Annotated in this window: 11 protein-coding genes and 5 pseudogenes; 7 read left to right on the plus strand and 9 right to left on the minus strand. The window is 66.0% G+C overall.

Translation table 11 applies throughout. From position 1 onward, the window contains the following. Positions 1-11 precede the first annotated feature (11 nt). Positions 12-3446: an SAV_2336 N-terminal domain-related protein gene (locus ACMTAK_RS41040; RefSeq protein ID WP_413810838.1), complete on the plus strand. Its 3435-nt coding sequence runs from the start codon at positions 12-14 to the stop codon at positions 3444-3446. Between the two features lie 1766 nt (positions 3447-5212). Here ACMTAK_RS41040 and ACMTAK_RS41045 read toward each other — a convergent pair. Continuing rightward, a complete protein-coding gene (locus ACMTAK_RS41045) occupies positions 5213-6229 on the minus strand; it encodes an HNH endonuclease (protein ID WP_413810839.1) in 1017 nt (338 codons plus the stop codon). Then, positions 6226-6837, minus strand: a complete 612-nt coding sequence (locus ACMTAK_RS41050; RefSeq protein WP_413810840.1) for a class I SAM-dependent methyltransferase — start codon at positions 6835-6837, stop codon at positions 6226-6228. The genes ACMTAK_RS41045 and ACMTAK_RS41050 overlap by 4 nt, the downstream gene beginning before the upstream one ends. Positions 6838-7201: 364 nt before the next feature. On the opposite strand from ACMTAK_RS41050, the pseudogene ACMTAK_RS41055 reads away from it, so the two are divergent. The 5 genes and pseudogenes from ACMTAK_RS41055 to ACMTAK_RS41075 all read left to right on the plus strand — a co-directional run. Continuing rightward, positions 7202-7642 (plus strand): annotated as a pseudogene (locus tag ACMTAK_RS41055) (recombinase family protein); the annotation flags it as partial. Between the two features lie 11 nt (positions 7643-7653). Continuing rightward, positions 7654-7854: a recombinase family protein gene (locus tag ACMTAK_RS41060; protein ID WP_413810841.1), complete on the plus strand. Its 201-nt coding sequence runs from the start codon at positions 7654-7656 to the stop codon at positions 7852-7854. 67 nt (positions 7855-7921) lie between these two features. Beyond that, a complete protein-coding gene (locus ACMTAK_RS41065; RefSeq protein WP_413810842.1) occupies positions 7922-9256 on the plus strand; it encodes a hypothetical protein in 1335 nt (444 codons plus the stop codon). Positions 9257-9684: 428 nt separating this feature from the next. Continuing rightward, the gene (locus ACMTAK_RS41070; protein WP_413810843.1) at positions 9685-9897 is read left to right on the plus strand and encodes a hypothetical protein; all 213 of its coding nucleotides are present in this window, start codon (positions 9685-9687) and stop codon (positions 9895-9897) included. Positions 9898-9968: 71 nt separating this feature from the next. Then, positions 9969-10314: pseudogene (locus ACMTAK_RS41075) on the plus strand (integrase); the annotation flags it as partial. A gap of 9 nt (positions 10315-10323) precedes the next feature. On the opposite strand, the pseudogene ACMTAK_RS41080 reads toward ACMTAK_RS41075, so the two are convergent. Then, positions 10324-11245, minus strand: a pseudogene (locus ACMTAK_RS41080) (integrase core domain-containing protein). Positions 11246-11519: 274 nt separating this feature from the next. Then, a pseudogene (locus tag ACMTAK_RS41085) lies at positions 11520-12071 on the minus strand (helix-turn-helix domain-containing protein); the annotation flags it as partial. A gap of 421 nt (positions 12072-12492) precedes the next feature. On the opposite strand from ACMTAK_RS41085, the gene ACMTAK_RS41090 reads away from it, so the two are divergent. Further along, positions 12493-12711, plus strand: a complete 219-nt coding sequence (locus ACMTAK_RS41090) for a helix-turn-helix domain-containing protein (protein ID WP_413813154.1) — start codon at positions 12493-12495, stop codon at positions 12709-12711. Positions 12712-12905: 194 nt separating this feature from the next. Here ACMTAK_RS41090 and ACMTAK_RS41095 read toward each other — a convergent pair whose 3' ends face one another. The 5 genes and pseudogenes from ACMTAK_RS41095 to ACMTAK_RS41115 all read right to left on the minus strand — a co-directional run bounded on the left by ACMTAK_RS41095 (position 12906) and on the right by ACMTAK_RS41115 (position 19307). Beyond that, positions 12906-14513, minus strand: coding sequence for a UvrD-helicase domain-containing protein (locus ACMTAK_RS41095; protein WP_413810844.1), 1608 nt, complete (start codon positions 14511-14513; stop codon positions 12906-12908). Positions 14514-14527: 14 nt separating this feature from the next. Next, a complete protein-coding gene (locus tag ACMTAK_RS41100) occupies positions 14528-16531 on the minus strand; it encodes an AAA family ATPase (RefSeq protein WP_413810845.1) in 2004 nt (667 codons plus the stop codon). A gap of 697 nt (positions 16532-17228) precedes the next feature. After that, entirely contained in the window at positions 17229-17789 is a 561-nt protein-coding gene (locus ACMTAK_RS41105) for an integrase core domain-containing protein (RefSeq protein ID WP_461773847.1), read from the minus strand. Continuing rightward, positions 17726-18803, minus strand: a pseudogene (locus ACMTAK_RS41110) (IS701 family transposase); the annotation flags it as partial. The pseudogene ACMTAK_RS41110 and the gene ACMTAK_RS41105, both read right to left, overlap by 64 nt. Before the next feature lie 171 nt (positions 18804-18974). Then, positions 18975-19307, minus strand: coding sequence for a type II toxin-antitoxin system PemK/MazF family toxin (locus tag ACMTAK_RS41115; protein ID WP_405614621.1), 333 nt, complete (start codon positions 19305-19307; stop codon positions 18975-18977). Positions 19308-19516 lie beyond the last annotated feature (209 nt).

The raw sequence follows: 19516 nt of genomic DNA on the forward strand, positions 1-19516 counted from the left end.
TGATCGCGCGCGTGACGAAGGTTCTGGCCGAGAGCGGGGTGGAGCTCTCCCATGAGGAACTCCTCGACGCCATGTGGCTCGCCGGGAAGCTGCCTCCGGACTCCGGGCCCCTGGCGCGCTCCACCAGCGTGTCTGCTGCGACCTCGGAGCGGCACAGCGAGCCCCACCACGACGGGCCGAAGGCGTCGTCGAAGGCCGAGACTGCGGAGCCCGCGCCAGAGCCGGCCGCTGCGGAGTCCATGGGGGAGCCGTCCGCGCGCCCGCTTCTGGCCTCGGCGCAGCCCAGTTCCGACGAAGATGCGCAGGCGCCCGCGGGCCTGTTGCCAGCGGTTGCAGTTCGCGCCCCGGACAGCAGTACTCTCGGCGCCGGGCAGCTCCGGCTCGGCAAGTCCCTCCGGCCGCTGCGGCAGCGCTTCCCCGACCGGCGCCAGCAGGAACTCGACGTCACACGGACCGTCGCTGCCATCGCTGATACGGGCGTGCCCGAGACCGTCACCCGTGCGGTGCGTACCCGCTGGCTGTCCCTGGCCCTCGTGGTTGACGACGGCGTCTCCATGGTGCTCTGGCAGCGGCTCGCCGCCGATGTCCGGGCGCTGATGGAACGTGCGGGGGCCTTCCGAGACGTGCGTGTGTACGGACTCGACACGCGCAGCGGCACTCCGTCCCTGCGGACCAGCCCGTACAACCACCGCGGCCGGATCTTGACGCCGGAGGCCCTGTGCGACCCGACCGGCAACACCCTCGTCCTGGTCGTCAGCGACGGTGTGGGCGAAGCCTGGCGGGACGGCGGGATGCGCCGGGTGACGGACCGCTGGGGACGTTGCGGTCCCACTGCGATCATCCAGCCACTGCCGTCCCGGCTCTGGGCGAGCACCGGCATCGGCGCACGGCGCTGGCAGGTCACCACCCATCGTCGCGGTGGCCCCACCCGCGACTGGCACGTCACCGACCCGGACCTGCCGCCGGACCTCGTCCGCTTCGACTCCGTACCCGTCCCGGTCCTCGCACCGACCCCTGCGGCCGTCGCCGACTGGGCGTGGCTCGTCGCCTCACCCGGCGGCACCGCGCTCCTCCCTCTGTGGGACGCTGGCCGGCCCGGCTCCAGCCGGACCGTCGTCGACGCCCGGGACGGCGACGCTGCCGAAGCGGTACTCCGCTTTAGGGAGGCCGCGTCCGCCGAAGCCTATCGGCTCGCGGCCCACGTGGCGGCCGTCGCCCCCGTCACGCCGCCCGTGATGCGCCTGGTGCAGGCCGCCCTTGGGCCACCAACAGACCTCGGTCACCTCATGGAGGTGTTCCTGGGGGGCTTGATGCACGAGCTCGACGCCGACGGAGCGGACCGGCTGCCACACCATTGGCGGTTCGACTTCACGGACGACGCCCGGAGCGTTCTCCTCAGCGCAGTCTCCCCGAGGGAACTGCTGCGGACCGCCGAGGCCGTGACGCGTCGCATCGAGGCCGCCGTCGGCCGCGCCCCTGTCTTCCCGGCGTGGGTCGGGCACCCGGACGGCGCGGCCGTCATCGATGACACCGGACGCTCCTTCGCCTGGCTTCGGGAGCAGGTGCTGACGCGGCTAGGCATCCCGTCCACCGATGCCAGGCCGGCGGTGCCTGTGCTGGATCGGACCCGTGCTCACGAGGGCCAGACTAGGGACTCCATCGGGGCTGGGGATTCCGCCGGATTCCGGGATTCTGCAGCTGCCCGGACTGACGAGGTGTACGACGACGCGCCGGGTGAGAACCAGCCAGCTGGCTGGGTGGAGCTCCTACCGGAGGATCCGGTACAGCTCGGTCGGTTCCGGCTCCGCGCACGTAGCGCCCGGGGCTGGCCCCATCTGACGATGTACCTGGCCGAGGACGAGGACGGCACCGTCGCCACGGTCCGGGCGCCGGCCCCCCTGTATTCCCGCGATCCCGAGACAGCACGGGCCCTCGTCCGCACGGAGGCCGAGTGCTTGACGCGCATGCGGGGCACGGGTGCCCCCGCACTCCTCGGTGTGGCTGCGCCCACCACCGGGGAGCTGCCGTGGGTCGCGGCGCGCTGCGTCCACCGCCGCGGAGACGATCCGTCCTCACCACCTGCGCCGAACCTGCGCACCATCCTCGATGAACACGAGGGAACGGTCCCCGAGGAGCTCTTCTTGCGGATCGGCCTCGGCCTGACGGAGGCCGTCGCACTCGCCCACGCCCGGGGGCTCGTGCACGGCTCGCTAGCACCACGGGCCGTTCTCGTGACCGACCGCGACGTCCGGCTGATCGGCTGGGCGACGGCGACGGTCGACCGAGTGGACAGCGCTCACCGCGACGTGCTCCCCCTCAGCGACACTTACCTGGAGGCGAGCGACAGCGGGCGGTCGCTCACCCCTCAGAGCGATGTGTACGCCGTCGGGGCGCTGCTGCTGGCCTTCCTCTCGGGACAGTGGAGCGACCCGAGGGCTGACAACTCGGAACAAGGCCCATTGACCAACCCCGGGATCGCCCCGGTGCTCCTGCGGACTCTTTGGCGTTGTCTGGAGAACGACCCTGCCCGCAGACCGTCCGCCGCTTTCCTGGTCGGGGCGTTCGCCCACGCATCCGGAGACCCGGCGCCCGACCCGACGTCGGTGGAACTCGTCGCCGAGGACGTCCGGCGGATGCGGAATGCAGCACGGCAGAACATGAGCACCTACGGGCTGGAATTCGCCCGCCTTCTCCATACGTTCTCGAACCAACTGGCCTCCCAGGGGCGGCGGGAGGAATCGCTCGCCGCAGCTCGGGAGAGCGTGGAGGTGAACCAGGAGCTGCTGTCGGCGGAGGACGACGCCTACTCCATGCCCTTCTCGGCTGACCTCGCAGCGTCTCTCAGTAATCTTTCCGTGCGGCTGGGCGAAGCCGGCAGAGCACGGGAGAGTCTCGACGCGGTCTCCGAAGCGGAGAGGCTGTACCGGGAGCTGAAGCGCCGGGACTTCGGCGACTTCGCCCTCGGCCACTCCATGACCTTGAATAACCTGTCCAACCGTCTGGCGGCGGCAGGTCGGCACAGCGAGGCACTCCAGGCTATCGAGGAGGCTGTCCTCATCGGACGCCGAAGGGCGGAGTTGGATACGTCGGCGGTCGGGGACGATCTGGCGAGGAGCCTCACGAACCTGGGCAGCCGCCTGGGCGACTTGCGACGGTGGGGTGAGGCTCGGAGAGCCGTCGCTGAGGCAGTCCAGATCTATGGGGCCTTGCCTTCGGAGGAGGCGCGGCGTGTCTGGATGGACCACGCCATGAGCCTGAACAACCTCGCCGTCCTGCTCGCTGACGCAGGAGACCACGACGACGCCCTGCGGTTGGTCAACGCGAGCTTCGCGGTGCTGGACCAAAACGGAGGCGAAGGATCGCGGGCTGCGCTCGAGATACAGGAGCGGTCTCGGCGCATCCGGAGCTGGCTGGAGGACCTCGCTGCAAGGGCCCGCGGCCAGTAGTCGGCGACCTGCCGGATATATGGGTGCTCATCACTGCACCATGGATCGCCTTGCGGAAGGATTAGCGCACCATCATCCCCTCATGTGTGATCATTTCCGCCTGCCCACCGACTAACTCCGCTCCTAGCAGGAGCATCATTTCGACTTTGCGAGCGTTACGTTCGACGGCCGAGACTTCCCCGAAGCGGTGTTCTCCAGCGGCATGGTCGACTTCTGCGGCGCGAAGTTCTCCAGAGGCAGAGTCAACTTCGGCCACACGAAGTTCTCCGACGACATGGTTTTGGCAGCACGAGGTTCTTTCATGGCACGGTCGACTTCTCTGGTGCATGTGGGGTCACGCCGCCGGGCAGGGCGCCATCAGCAGACAACCTCCTTGTGCCGTTCAGAAAGGCGTCGCTCCAGGTCGTAGGCGGTCTGGCGGGATCTGCGTGCGCGTTGGGACCATGTGCAGGTGATCGTCTCTTTGGTGTATCAGGCCACACGTAAGCTTCTGCCGGTCCCAGCGGTGTTGCTGCGTCGGCAGACGACCAGAGCGCGAGTTGCTCGTTCTGACCGCACGTTGAGCCGCCTGGAAGCCGGCCTCGCCAAGGCCGTGGGCCCGGATGGTGACGCAGGCGCAGTGGTGAATCCGCACGAGTTGAGGCGGCGGTCGGGCCTAAGAGGCTGCAGCATGCGTTGATGTCCAGGGCATGCCCGCCGAAGCCTTCATCGGCTAGCCGATGGGGCGTCGGGCGTTGCGGATGCCGAAAATCGCGTCCAGCCTGGTGAGAGGCATGCTTCTGTCTGGTGAGCTGCAGTGCGTGCGGTGGGGAGTTTGGGCCTGTGCCGGGTGGGGCTTCAGGCGTATACTGTACATATGCGACGTCCGGTCACGATTCCAAATCCCAGGCAACTCGGGGCGCAGGAGCCGAAAAAGGTGGACTCCTTTACTCGGCTGATTGTGCGTCAGCGTGACCTGGGAGAACGGACCGGAGCACGCCGCTCAGCCTCGACGCAACTGGGGGTCAAGGGGTCGCAGGTTCAAATCCTGTCGTCCCGACCAGCGTTTTCGCAGGTCGGAGGCCGTTTCCGCAGGTAGCGGAGGCGGCCTTTGTCGTGTCTGGGCAGGGAGCGATGGGGAGCCCTCTGGGGGCCCTCGTGCTCCCAATTCGCGGACGTGTCAACGGTGTCCGATTCGTCCGTCACCCGATCCGGTAGACCTACGGCGCCGTACCGAGCCCCTGCGTGCCGTCGTCAACCGTAGACCCCTGAGATCACCCCATCGATCTGGATGCTCTCTGCATCGAGAGGCATAAGAACCCCTTGTCGGCTCCTGGCCTCTTTCTGGGTGGGAGCACGGCATCGGGCTCCCCATGCGACAGGGGTGGGGTGGGTCACTGGTGATCTCTCCGGGCCGGTTTCCGCAGGCAGCTAGCGCGCGGGTGTCCTGGTCGCCGTGGATAGCCTGCGTCAAGGCGCGGCAAAGCCCCTTGGCGTCTGCCGGCAGATAGGGCACTCCCAGGGCGTGAGCGCTGTATCCGGCTCTGGAGCGCCGTAGGGAGACTGTTTGCGGAGGCCGGGACGGAAGAAAAAGTGTGCCAAGCGAGCGAAGATGAGGTCCCCGCTGGTGTGAGCGCTTGGCGTGGTGGTCGACGACCACTGCTTACCTGCGTATCGCTCGAGTGCGGTGCTCTTGTCGTTGATGTATCCAGCCTGAGTGGCACGGGAGGCCGGACGGCCTGGGCGGCATCTGGCCCGTGGGTTGGTTTGACGGGCACTGGCGGTGCTCAATCGCAGGCGGTTTGGACCTGGCGCAGGAAGTGCGGCCAGTGCTCCGGTGGGTTGGCGCTGTGCCGCATGCTGCGGAGGCTGAGCTGGAGGGTTTTCCTGAGCGGGTGGGGTGAGTGCATGATCGCCTCGTTGCGCTGGGCGAGCCGGTGGAGTTCTTCGGGGGTGGGGAACCGGTCGCTCTTCGCGCTGTTGCACGCTTGGTGTGCGGGCGCGAGGTTCCAGATGAGATCCAGGTCCGGTCCGTCCCAGCCGGATACGCCGCCGAAGCGCTGCATCAGGGAGTAGGGGAAGACGTGGTCGACAGCGGTGCTGTCACCTGGCGCGATGGGCTGAGCGCAGATGAGGCAGCGGCCGTGCTGGAATCCGATCAGGGCGTCGGTGACTCCGGTGACCGAGCGGCGGCGGCGCTTGTCCGTGAGCTGCAGCGTCGTCCAGTCCAGCGAGAATCCCTCGTCGATGAGGCTGCGGCCGATGCCCGCGGCGAAGGAGCTTTCCACGATGTCCCACCGAGCGCCCAGCTCGGCACGCAGCCCCGGAGCCTGCTCGCCCTGGGCGACGGTGCGCAGTTCGGGAGTCAGGCGCACGATCCGCTGGTGCGAGTTGCCGGTCAGCTCGTAGAAGCGGTGCGCTGTCCGGGTGTTACCGCGCAGGTTGTGGAACTTCTGCATCACCATCCCCGGCATGGACCGCACCGCGGCGTGCAGGAGCCGGTCGGTGGGGTGGCCGAGCGCGGAGGACTCCGTGGCCTCACCCTTGGCCACGGCCAGAAAGTCCGACTCCTGGACCTGGAGCCCTGACGGTGCCTGAGGGGCTTCGGCCAGGTGCGCCACCAGGCCCATGGCGTACGGAACGGCGAGTTCCTCCAGCGTCACCTCAGTCCTGTCCTGCGCGGCGAACTCCAGCAGCGCTGCTCCGAGGGCGAATTTGTAGGTACGGGAGTTGGCGCCCATCAAGATGGCCAGCCGCCAGGACGTGCGGGCGCTCGGCTCGCTCCGGTAGAAGTCCACGGTCATCGGCTCACCCCTGCGATCGTGGGCGGCTCCGGGCGGAAGACCAGCGTGCTCCAGCCCACGTCCTCCCGGCTGAGGCAATCCGATCCGTGCCCGCGGTGTACTGCGGACAGCCCGAACCGCTCTGCCAGCGCCACGGTCTCGACCGCGGAGACCGCGAACATACGGCGTCCCGTGGGAACCGGACCGTGCCGAAGCGACAGAGCCACATGCCCTCCCGGTGCCACCAGCTCGGCCAGCCGCCGCATGGCATCGATACGCTCTGGCTCGTCCAGGTGCATCCACACTGCGGAGAGCAGCACGAAGTCGAAAGTCCCGCGGAGCCCGGTCAGCGAGGGAAGGGCATCGTCGATCCAGTCGATCGCCGCGTCCGCGTGAAGGCGCTGCCCGATCCGCCGCAGCTGTGGTGTGGGCTCCACGGCCACGACCTGATGCCCACGGGCAGCCAGTGCGGCAGCGTCACGCCCGCTGCCAGCACCGATGTCAACGACCCTTCCCGGAACGGGCGGCAACCACGGCAGGAACTCCTCATGCACGACCTCGAACGCCACCCCCTCGTACCGGCGGGCAATCTCCTCAGCGTCCACCCCGTAGCCTGCAGCACTCGGCACTCGCGGCTGCATCTCCGTACGCCCTTCCCATCCCAAGCACACCAGACCCTCGTCTACCTGCACGTTAGGGCATCACAAGACAGGTCGGAATAATGGCACCCTTCAGGACTCGCCGCCGGGTCAGGGCGGTGGTTCGCCCCAAGAAGGAAGCTTTCTCCGCCTCAGTCGTCTACCACTGCGACGGGGAAGAAGCCATGTCTGCCCGGTCCCGTGGCGGTGAACCGGTAGACAGAGGTTCTGTGACACCGCAGGTTACGGCCCAGATTGTCAGTACAGCCCGTCATCATGTGCCCATGAGGCTTGTGGGGTACATCCGCGTCAGCACCGGGCGCCAACTCGACGGGTACGGGGATTCGACGTTCAGGAGAAGCACGTGCGCCGGTGGTGCCGCGAGGCTGGCCACCGGCTTGGCCGCACCATCTACCGCGATGAAGGACGCTCCGGAACGCTGGAGAGAGCCGAACGCCCCGGGCTTGCCGACGCGCTGACCGAGATCGAGGAAGGTACCGCGGACGGCATCATCGCGCCGAACCTCGACAGGTTCGCCCGCACCCTTGTCGTCCAGGAAGCCATCCTGGCCCAGATCTGGAAGCACGGCGGACGCGCATTCATCGCAGACTCCGGGGGAGTCCACCCGGACGACCCGATGCGCACCGCCATGCGCCAGATGATGGGCGTCTTTGCCCAGTTGGAGCGGTCGGTGATCGCCGCCCGACTCCGTCACGGACGGCGCGAGAAGGCCGAACAGGGCGGATACGCCTACGGTGCCCGCCGTACGGATGGCGGGCCCACCAGAAGGAGCTGACCGAGGAGGAGATGGAGCAGGCCGGCCGCGCCCGCGCCCGCCAGCTCCGCGACGAGGACGAGCTGTCCTTCCGTGAAATCGCCGCGGTGCTAGAGGCCGAAGGCATCCGGCCGAAGCGCGGAGACCGCTGGCACCCGGAAATCGTCCGCCGGATGCTTGCCAACCCGACCGACAAGCCACCGACCCTGTACCCGCGTCAGCGCACCTCGTAGCAGAAACCCGCAGCGGAAGACGGTCCATTGCCGGTGTTCGGGAACCGACCGCTACCTGGAGCGGGTGATGGCCGACAACGAGAGAGAAGCCCGCATGACGAGCAACCAGCCGGAGCCCTCGGACGTGAGCACGGAAGCCGCTGTCCACATCAACGCACTGATGGACCTGTTTCGTCAGGCATGCCGGCGGCAGGCGTGGACGTTAGATGAGGAGCGCGGCCTGGTCGGCTGGACGGATGTCACATGCAGTGTCGGTCACGAATTTGCAGTCCGTGCGTGGGACGTCTTGTCCACCCCCAGACCCTTCGGGATGGGCCCGAATAAGCCGTGGTGTAAGAAGTGCCGCAACGTCGGCTGGGTTGCGGAGTGTTTGGCCGTTCTGAAGTCGGTGGCTAAGACCGAGGGTATAGAACTGACCGCCACGGACGAGCAAGACGAGTCCGGGGACGGCCATGTTGTGTTCGCGGCGAAGTGCTCGAAGGGACACGACTTCAAGACGACCGGGGCCGACGCGAGGACCTGGCGGGATGAGCCCGTCGACACCCTGTGCCCAGACTGTCGGAAAGCTGCTGAGTACGCGGAAGGGTTCGCCAAAGTCGAGGCGGTCGTCCGTGAGACTCGATCCACCGTCGTGAAGGAGTACCGCAACGCCGTCGACGTCAGGTGCCGTCGCGGCCACTCGCACTCGTTCTACGTGGACAGCTGGGATGGGCGTCAGGCCATCCGCCCAGACTTCTGCGGCACCTGCAACAAGCTGGCCAAGTTCGAGGAGCTCTCCGAGAGAGCCAAGGACCTCGGCATCACCGTGCTCGAGTCGCAGTGGATAGCAGCGTCACGCCCCCACCGGGCGGTCTGTTTCGCCGGGCACGAGTTCGGCCTGATCCCGAACAAGATGAAGCGTGGGTGCCCCCAATGTCCCCCGGGGATGTACGGCGGTGCTGTCCCACCCCAGGACGTGTACTACGTCGTGAGCGGATTGGACACTGCGACCGGCGAGAACACAGTGAAGCCCGGCATCAGCTCCGGGAGCGGCTATAACAGGCTCCGGCAGCACGCCGAGGACGGACTGACCGCGCAGCATCTACGAATCACAGGGTTGCCCGTCGGTATGGCGAGAGCGCTGGAGAGGTTCGTCCTGGACGGACTCGACACGGAAGGATGGCTGTCCACCCGGGGGGTTGAGTACTTTCCGCGGGCGGCTCTGCACGACGTCGTGGACCTGGTGGGCGAATGGTTCACGGATCAGCCCGGGCTTTCCTCCCGTCCGGTCGTCGTTGACGTTGACGATGTGTGCGGCGCTGTCGAAGCGCCCGCGGTGCATGATGTTGTGGACGTAGACGTTGATACCGCCGTGATATTCGACTCCGATGACGTGGGAGCTAATGCGGCATCGACGCGCTGAGCGGCTGCGGGATGCCGGCGATACCCCGGGCATCCGCATGTCGAAGACCGACATGGGTCGGAAGGATCTTGTGCTGGTGCGGGAGGACTACGACCGGGAGATCGTCACAGCGCTGGAGAAAGCACTCGCCGGCGAGTGACGAAGTGTCCGGGTGGCGAGTGCCGCGCTGGACGCCAGTCAAGGGCGACACCGTAGCGGTAGGCATGGTGGGCAGGGAAGCCGTCGCCCGCTATCCCTCCAGGTAGCCGAGCGCATCGTGCGCCGCTGGACGCGCGCACGGCCGCCGCCTCGTGAAGCTGTTCGTGGAGAAGGCGCAGTCCGGCACCATCGCAGGGAACGAGCGGCCCGACCTGGCCACAGTGTGCCGCTCGAAAATTCATCGCTGCAGGTGAGCGGGGTGTGGTCGGGCCGCTGGGATGATGCCTTCCGTGATCGTGTGCTTGCTGTACAAGGTGCCCCGGAAGCTGCTCACTGTTCCGTCGGTGCTCGTGCGTCGCGGGACGGCGAAGGACGCGGAACTGCTGGTGCTGCGGCACGAGAACGCGGTCCTGCGCCGCCAGTTGACCGGACCGGTCCGCTATGAGCCCTGCGCCTGCCGAAAACCCGTCCGCCCTGGTGGGAGGCGGTGTGCGAGGGTGTAGGAGTCTCGTTGGAAGGCGCTCGCCCCCGTGCCCTCGCGCGGCTGTCGATCGTCGCGGGATGATGGTCGACCGTGCTACTGCGACTGGGCTACCTGGCTGTGACCCACGCGTTTGCCATGTTGCGCCTGCTCCCGATGAGCGACCGCGACAAGGACGCGGAGATCCTTGCTCTGCGCCACCAGCTGATGGTGCTGGAGCGGCAACTCGGCAAGGAGAGGGGTGCGGTTTACTCCAATCGACCGGGCGTTCCTGGCGGCGCTGCTGCACCGGCTGCCACGGAACGTGCTCGGCAGCATACAACTGCTGGTGCACCCGGATACGGTACTTCGCTGGCACCGCAGCTTGGTCGCACGCCGCCACGCGGCTGCCTCCCGGCCCAAGCGTCCCGGAAGACCCTGTAGGTGCCAAGAAATACGTCCGTACTGGTCAGGCAGCATGTCGGTACTCGTGCAGGATGCCGCCGAGGCGATCATGCCGATGGACATGGAGATCGGCGAGCTGGTCGGGGTGGTGACAGGTTCGGGCAGTGGGTGGAGCGGTGCGGCGCTTGCGAGAGTGCGGTGGGGTCTCTGCTCGTTGTAGAACGCCTCGTACTCGCGCAGTGCGCGGAGGAGGTGGGTCTGGTTCCAGATGAGGGTGCGGTCGAGGAGCTCGGTCCGGCATGACCGGACCCAACGCTCCATGATCGCGTTCATGCGCGGCATCTGGACACCGGTCTGAATGACCTTGATGCCCTCGGCTTGCAGGACGGTGTCGAAGGGTGCGGATAGCGCATGTCTCGGTCCCGGATCAGGAACTTTGCTCTGATGCCTGTGTTTTGGAGGTCCATGGCCATGTTTCGGGCGAGCTGGGTGACCTCAGTCGGCGGTGGGATGTGCGGTCGCGCCGAGGACTCGCACGCGGCGGGTGGCGTGCTCGATCACCGCGAGGACGTACAGCCTGGCCCGTGCCAGGGTCTTGGTCTCGAAGAAGTCTACGGCGAGGATGGCCCGGGCCTGGGAGCGAAAGAACGTCGCCCACGTGGTGTGGTCTCGTTCGGGTGCGGGGTCGATCCCGTGCTCCTTGAGGATGTTCCATACGGTGCTGGCGGCGACCTTGATGCCGAGGGAGGCGAGTTTGCCGTGGATGCGCCGGTAGCCCCAGCTGGAATTCTCCTGCGCGAGCCGCAACACCAGGGCGCGGATGGAACGTACGGTGCGGGCCGTCCGGGCCGTTTGGGGCAGGATGCCTTCGCGTGACGGTGTCGCAGTAGCTCACGGTGCCATCGCAGCACCATGTCAGGTGTGACGATCAGCGGTAGTTGGCGAAGACGTGCCCGGGGGAGGCGATGCAGGAGAGCGGCCAGCAGGGCGCGGTCTGGCCAGGTGAACTTTGGTTTATCGGTCTGTCGCTGCAGCACGGCGAGTTGGTGGCGCAGCGCCAGAATCTCTGACTCCTTGTCGCGGTCACTCTTCGGTAGGAGCCGTATCAGGGTGAGCATGCTCGTCAAGGTCATGTAGAGCAGTCGCAGCAGCACTCCACAATGCTGGTGTGGGGAGGCTAGGCCGGCAACGGGGGGCCTCTACGGTCACGGTTGACCGGCGGACCCACCGCAGCGCTCGCCTGTCGTGACCAGCACGGATGAGGTTTCTGGCACGTACAACGTCAGCCTGGCGGCGAAGGAAGCTGGCCCAGGTACTGGAGTTCCGCTCGGGCGCCGGGTCGATGCCGGCCTCCTGCAGGATCTCCCAGACGGTGGATGCGCCCACCTTCACCCCCAGCACGAGCAGCTCGCCGTGCAGGCGTCGGTACCCCCAGCTTGGGTTCTCCCTCGCCAGCCGCAGCACCAGAATGCGGATCGAGCGCACGGTGCGCGGCCGTCCCGAGCGCCTGGGCCGCGAGGCGGCAGCATGGCGGCGGGCGAGAAGGTCGCGATGCCAGCGCAGCACCGTGTCCGGACGCACCAGCAGCCGCACCCCGCGGAGCACGTTCACGGGAAGCCGGTGCAGCAGCGCCGCCAGAAATGCCCGGTCGCTCGGCGTGAACCGCCCCCGATCCTTGCCGAGTTGGCGCTCCAGCACCACGACCTGATGGCGCAAGGGGAGTATCTCGACCTTGTCCCGATCGCCCATCGGTAACAGGCGCAGCATGGCGAACGCATTCGTCACGCCCCAGTAAGCCAGTCGCAGCAGCACAGTCGATCATCTTGCCGCCGCGAGCGCCAGCCTCGCGAGAGCACCCGCTCGGGCGACTCCGCCGGTCGACCTCCCGTACACCGCGCACACCACCTCTCACCAGGGCGGATGATATTTTCGGCAAGCGCAGTGTCACCGCGTTCTGGTTTTGGATATCTCTTGTGCCAGCGGTCGAACGGCTCGATTGGTTTCCTCATGTGTCCTGCCCACGAAACTGAGCTGCGTGCTGGACCGTCGGCAGCCCTTCGTGCTGGCTTTCCGACGTGCGGTGGTGACCTACCTGCTGCCCGCCGAGGCGATACTCTCCGCTACAGCGCGTAGTTATGCACAGCTGTTCATGGTGCACGCAAAGGTGTGACGGTCGAGTCACCGTGTGCCAGTACGTGAACCGTCACCGGACCCACGGCTCCTGTCTCTGGGTATGCAAATTTGCCGCCTCAGAGAGGAGCGGGAATACAGCCTGGAGGAACTCGCAGAACGCAGCGGGCTGAGCTTCCGCGGTCTCATCTATATCGAGCACGGGCAGCGTAGCCCCAGCGTTCTTACGCTCCTGGACATCGCGGCAGGACTCGATGTCGAACCGGGGGAGCTCGTCAATCAAATCGGTCAGGAAAGACCAGATAAGTCTGCCTCTCCATAGTTTCGGATGCGCGGTCCAGGGATTGTGAATTCCCTCGGCTCGCGGCGCGTCCGTGAGTCTGCGGTTGTCAGGGATCGCCCTGAGTCGCGCTGGAGGTGTTCTGGTGTCGGCGGCACCCGACCAACGCCGCGTTGAGGCTTCGGGTGTGCAGAAGCGGGGCTATCCGTCACGTCGGCTGGTGCTCGAGTCACGCTTCACGGATGGACGGTGCCCGAAGCGAACCAGTCGCGAGCTGTTGCCGCCGCTCCATCTGGGAGGTCGTCTACGAAGACCACGGCCAGGCCTCGGCGGGCTCGTGAGCAGCAGACGTAGAAGAGGTTGCGTGAGCGCTCGGTACGCTCAGGTTTGTCGGTGCCGGCAAGCATCTTGCCGATGTTGTACATGGTCCAGACGGAGTCGTCGATCACTACGACGACATTCTCGAACTCGTCTCCTTTGACGCCATGTTGGGTTGAAAAGGGCGTGAGTTCATCTATGAATTGGGTGACGCTGATGACTTCCCGGTAGGGGACGCCACGGATGTTGTTGGAGAAATCTGCTTGCCGCCTGTGTCGCTCGTCAAGGTCGACTGCGGTTCTGCGGCGCTCGCGGTCTTTCACCCTTCCGGGCACGGCCAGGAGGGGGCTGTCGGCCATGAGGTCCAGAACATCGCCCACGGTCCCGGTCGCGCGCACCATGTCGAGTTCACGAATTGCTTCGCTGATGATCCTCTTGTGGGTGTGTCGGGTGATGCGTCTCCTTCCCTGGCCCAGCAGGTCTGTCAGTTCCACGAAGTCCCGGGCCTGGTACGCCGCGCACAGGGCTTCGATCTGCGTCAGGTACTGGATGTAGGGCTCGTTGCGTGCCATGAGGTCATCGGGGCCGTGGCTGCCGAGCTGCCGGTACTGCTCCAGCAGGTTGGCGTATTCGAGTGTGCCCGCGATGCCACGATGGGTCAGCAAGAGGTACTTCGAGTTCTCAAGTGACCAGCCCCTGCTCGCGAGGGTGGCTTTAGCGGCATCCAGCCGTCGCGGGCCGGGCGGCACGTCGGTGCTGAGGAAGAGGTGTACCTCGCCCTCCTGCTGCTTCCCGGAGGCCTGCTGGCAGAGTTCGGGCCGCATCTTGTTGAGAACGTCGACTACAGGGCGCGAACACCGGTAGTTCTCGATTTTGGTGATGGGCGTGAGCTTGTCGTGCCGGACTGCACCGACGCCGGATCGGTAGATCTTCTGCATGGAGTCGCCGAAAAGGCCGATCACACAGGGGTCCTTGCCTGCTCCTGCCAGGTGGTTCAGCAGCAGGTCGATCGTCTTCGGCGAGGTGTCCTGGTACTCATCGACGAAGATGACCGGATATCTGCTGGTGATGATGCGTATGAGTTTGGGGTGGCTAGCGGCGAGCCACAGGGACAGAGCGATGACATCATCGTGGGATATGCGACCCTCGCTCAGCTTCCGCCCGCGGTCAGAGTACTCGATCACCGAGGGAGCGGCTACCGCAGTGAGGTCTTCGGGCTTTGACAGGGTCTCGTTGTAGTCGAGGATCTGCCGCCAAAGCTCGCGCGGGTAGGCCTGGATGACGCTCCAGAGGAACTCGTGGATGGTGCCGACGGCGACGAGAGGGTCCGACGAGATGCGTTCGAGGATTTTCTTCTTGGCGACGTTCGTGTATGTGATGCAGGCGATCTTCCGGCCATGCGCCTCAAGTTCCGAACGCCGGCGGTTAAGGAGGTACTGAAGGGCGTGGACAAGATCGGTCGTCTTGCCGGCGCCTGCTCCTGCTTCCACGAGGAAGCTGCGCCGGGCGTCCAGCTCTTCGACCACGGCTTCGAGGGTGTTCAGGCGAGCCACTGGAGTCCTTCGGCGATGTAGCGGGGAACAGCCCAGTCCTCCAGGAGCATGACGTCGAACGCGAAGTCGGTCTTGTGCTTGGAGAGCCGTTTGGCGATGGCGAACGCGTTACCTTCGATGTCTTCAGGGGCGGGGTCGGCCCCGACTTCCTGAACGAAGGCTCTCTTCAGCTCCAGGTGCCGCAGGTCTCGGGCGAGGACTGCGGCGTTGGCGATGATGAAGGCGTCCTCGAAGCTGCGTGCACAGACGCCTGCCTGCTTCTCCGGAACCTGGTAGGCCACGCGCACGTGACCGTGCTCCTTCGTGTCCGCGCCGACGTCGAGGAGCTTCGCGATGCTGGAATGACCCGGAAGCCAGTTCTTCAGCGTGGAGTTCGAGGTGACCGCCTGCGCGGCGCTCGGCGGGCAGGCCTTCTGATCTATGGGGCTGACGGAGTCGATATCGGTGATGACCAAGGTCTTCACGTTGAGGAAGTCGAGCAGTTCACGGAATCGGACCGCGTAGGCGTCACCGACTTCGATGACCGACACGTACTGGTGCAGGAGGCCTTTGGCGCACCGACGGACCATCTCCGGCAGCAGCAGTCGCTCCGCGGTGCCCTCGATGAGGATCACCTTGTCGGCGAAGAACATGTCGCAACGGTGCAGGACCATGTACTGGCGCAGGAACCGCAGCGTCTCGTCACCGTCAGGAGTGGCCTTGACCTTCGCCTGGAAGGTGGAGAGGTCCTTGACCTTGCCGTCTGGCTCGGAGCGGTCGAAGTACCGCACTGAGTGAAACCCGCCGCTGGCGACGATGTGCGAAGAGTGCGTGGTGATGACCACCTGCACCTTCCACGGGGCCTTGCGCTTGATGAAGTCCTGAATGTTCTTGATGAAGACCTCCTGCATCTGGGGATGCAGGTGGGCCTCGGGCTCCTCGATGAACAACACCTGGAGCGCTGGCTTCGGTGCAGCACGCTCGTACGCCTGGTGAAAGCTGATGACCTGCAGAATCGTGAAGATCAGCTTGCTGTAGCCGAGCCCATTGTGACCCTCGGGAAGGTGGTAGTCGCCGTCTCCAGACGGATACTGGAGCCGTGTGCTGCCCCTGAGGATGCCCGAGCCCTCCATGAAAGACACAATGCGGGGCTTCTCGACGGGTGTGATCGTCCCAACCCCGAAGCTACGGAGGTCTTCGAAGACCGGGTCGAACAGCGATTTGTAGCTGGTGTCGAGCTCGAGTGACGCTGCGGCCAGGGCATCCTCGATCTGCTCGATGCTCTGATGACGCCCCTGAGGCCCGCTCTTGACCTTGTAGTAGGTCTCGAACGTCTTGGACAGCGTGCGGGCTTTGTCTCCTGGGGTGTCGTCGACCTTGGTCTGCGCGTAGACGAACTTGACCGAGACGATCGCCTGCGCGGCACTGCGCTTGATCTCCTTTGTCACCTTCTCGTCGAGCGGGCTCACTGCTCGGAAGACGGGGACGAAGTAGTCCGTGAAGTTCTTGCGCAGCCACTTGATGGGCTCGAATTTCGGCCTCTGACTCGCCGTCCAGAAGTCCTTGAGCAGGTCGTGCGGCCGTGCTGCCTCCAGCGCCGCGTCGATCTTGACCGTGAAACAGGAGTCGTCGAGGTCCAGGATCACGTCCGTGAGCGGAGCGAGGTCGTCGTCCTCGGCGTACTCGATCGTGAGTCCCAGCCGGATGGACGGCACGAGCTCGTATGCCTTGGCCAGCAGGCCTTCCCGCGTCTCCTGATCGCCTTCGGCCGCATGCCTCTGTGCTTCACCGAAGATCTGAAGTGCCTGCTCGATGTCGGGGATCCGGCAGGTGGAGAAGTCCTCCAGCACGAAGCGTGTGTCGTCGTCGCCGAAGAACTTCTCGAAGAGGTTGACGAACGATGTCTTGCCGCTGTTGTTGCGTCCCACGACGAGCGTGGTTTGATGATCGATCCGCACGTCCGCCTTGTCCAGGGCGCGGAAATTGATCACGTTGGCATGGGTCAGCTGCATCGCACTCCCGACATCGTTTCAACCCCCTCACGGGCGGACGCACGCCTGCGGCCACCGTGAGCCAAAGCAGTATCTGATACTGAAGGGACAGAGGTGTTTCCTTGACTGAAAGTGGCCGATGGCGTCTCAGATCCTTTCTGTTTCGGTCGGATTCCGACGTTTGGGTAGAACAACTGGTGCGCGGGCAGCAGTTCGAGGGGTATCCGTGCACAACGCGCTTGGAGTCGGGCTCCGGCGAGGGGCGGTGACGGTTCTGCGCAGGTGGTGACTTGCTGGGGACATCGCCTCCCGGCCTTCCGCACGAGGATGAGCCTGGGCCGCCCGGAGAGCGGCTGCTTCGATAACCGGGCTGTCCCTGGAACTTCGAAGCGGGGTGTGCTTGAAGCGGCAGTTGGCCCGGCTACTCGGTCAGCCGCGCCAACCCCGACCCACTCCGCGAAGCACTGCGCGCACTCCAGGACGCCTACGTCGCGGTCGAACTCGAAGGGTCGCCCTCCGTCCTCACCGCAGCCGACGCCGTCGTGGGTACCGGAGGGGCCGTCGCCCAGTTCGTCTACAACGACGCTGAGCTGTTGGAGACGTGGCAGTTCCTGCACAGCTCAGCCCGAGCCCAGGAGTCTGCCGCCACCGCCCTCCAAGCACTCCGCGACGTACAGCACGTCTTCGCCCAGACCCCTGAAGGGTGTCATTATTCCGATCAGGCTGCTGAGCTGGGCGTTCTCTGTCGATGGTGAGGCAGTCGGAGCGGCGTGGTGTGGTACTCGTTGAGCAGTCCACCGGGCACCTGCCGACGCCTGACCGTGCCAGCAGGTAGGGGGATGATGTTCGGGTCGTCGTCGGGGGCACGAAGGTCCAGGCTGCGATGGGCTCGTCCGGTGTTGTAGTGCTTGGCATACGTGGTGAGGACGGTGTGCAGGTGTCGTTCGCCGGTGATGAGGAGTCGGTCGGTGCATTCGGCGCGGGCTGTGCGTATCCATCGTTCGACAAACGCGTTTGACCGGGGGCTTTGTGGCGGGGTCGGGATGACGGCTGTGCCGTTGCCGGCGAAGACGGCGTCGAACGCGGCGGTGAACTTGCTGTCCCGGTCACGGATGATGGGGCTCCTTGAATTCGGCCACCCCGTGATCGGCTCCGCCTCAGAGTTGCTCGGCTTTATTCCCCTGAAGGGTGTCTTTATTGCCGTACGGTAGTTGACCTGGATCTTTTCGATCGCCCAAGGTCGGTGATCGGGGTGTCGGCTGGCAGGCTGGGCAGCCAGTATTCCGGTGGGAGCCTCGGCCTCTTCTGGCCACTCGACCAGCAGCCAGCAGTCGGGCAGGGCCCCGTCCCACCAGCCCTGCTCGGACGAAGCAGGGGCCTTGATCGGACGCTCGACGGCCTTGCCGGCGGGGCGGACGCGCATGGCGGCGAAGCGGGACCGTAACGCCCCGCGTGTGCCCTGCCGCCAGGAAACGGTGGTGAACGCCTGCGGCTCAAGACCGGCGGCCAGGGTCGCCGCCGACAGTGCGGGCTGTCGATAGCGAGGCTGGGGCCAGCAGCCGACCGGCCCGTTGCGGTCCGGCGCCTCGGGCACTGTGTCGAACGGGTAGGCGGTCACACCACCGCGGACGGCCAGCACGTAGTCGATGCCGCGATCCGCCAGGGCGGCCCGCAGGTGTGCATTGGTGCCGTAGGCGGCGTCGGCCACGACGACCGGCGGCCGCATTCCCCAGTCGGCCAGCGTGTCGAGCATGTCCAAAGCCAGCCGCCACTTCTCGCGGTGCCCGGCCTCGGGCGGGACGCGCGTGGCAGTCCTGCGGCCGCCCTCCGCTTCCCATTCCCGAGGCAGGAACAGCCGCCACTGCAGCGGGCAGGAGGCGGTGTCGGTCGCGGCGTGGACACTGACCGCCACCTGGCAGTTGGCGCGCTTGCCCAGCGCCCCGCAGTACTGCGGGGCCACAGCGACCGACATTCGTCCGTCCTTGGGCACCGACACGTCGTCGATCACCCAGGCCCTCGGGGCGATGAGCGGCAGCACACGTTCGCAGATCCGACGCTGAGCCGGTACAGGATCCCCGGCGGACTGGTTCACGAACTGCTGAAGGTTCTGCTCGTTGCCGTCCGGCAGCCGATCGGCCATGGCCTGGATCGACTTACGGCGGCCGTCCAGCATCAGCCCCCGCAGATAGCAGTCACCCTTGGCCCGCTGGTCCTTGCGCGGCACCGAGGCGAACACATCAGCCACATATAACGCCAACCTGGCCCGTACACGGTTCACTTTGTGTGCATCCACACATCCAACATGCCCAGGAACAGCCCGAACCGGAAGACCTAACGGAGTCCTATTAGTACTCCAGCCGTAGATCGTGATCTTGTGAGTGGGGGCGCCGCTGATATGGCGCGGCCACCATTGACCATCTCGACGAGACCGGCCGCGCCATCGGCGGCGTCCATCCCTCTCTGCCTACTTGAGTCCACCGAGACGAAGGGCATCCTCGATCTCGCTGAGCTTCGCGGACGGCAGGACGCCCGCCTGCCCGATCAGGTCTTCCCTGGCCAGGGTGACCAGCCAAGTGCAAGGGATGAAGTCGGGACGTGGAAGTGCGACTCTCAGGACGCCTTCGAGAGGCAGTCCTTCGGGGGCACCTACTGCCACCTCAACGGCCACGCCGCTGAGATCGGTGCCCGCCGGAGCGACGACCTGCATCGCCAAGAAACCGGACGTCTCTTCTCCCGACAGCAGTACGACTGCCCGCTGCTCGTTGAAATCTGCCCACCAGACTTCGCCACGTCGCATATGTCCTCCTGATACGGGACGGCGCGCCTGCGTCGCCCCTTCGACCGCCGCCTACTCCAGGCACAGATCGTAATGTTGGCTGGTCAGGGCCGACGATAAGACGGCTGCGGCCACCGTTGATCATCGTGAGTTGTGTGGACTGACGAAGAGACGGTGGCCGCAGGTCACAGCATAGAACCCGCCCGTTGGCGGGACGCGTTCGAGGGTCT

The sequence above is a fragment of the Streptomyces lacaronensis genome (assembly GCF_047337785.1).
Classification (GTDB): domain Bacteria; phylum Actinomycetota; class Actinomycetes; order Streptomycetales; family Streptomycetaceae; genus Streptomyces; species Streptomyces lycopersici.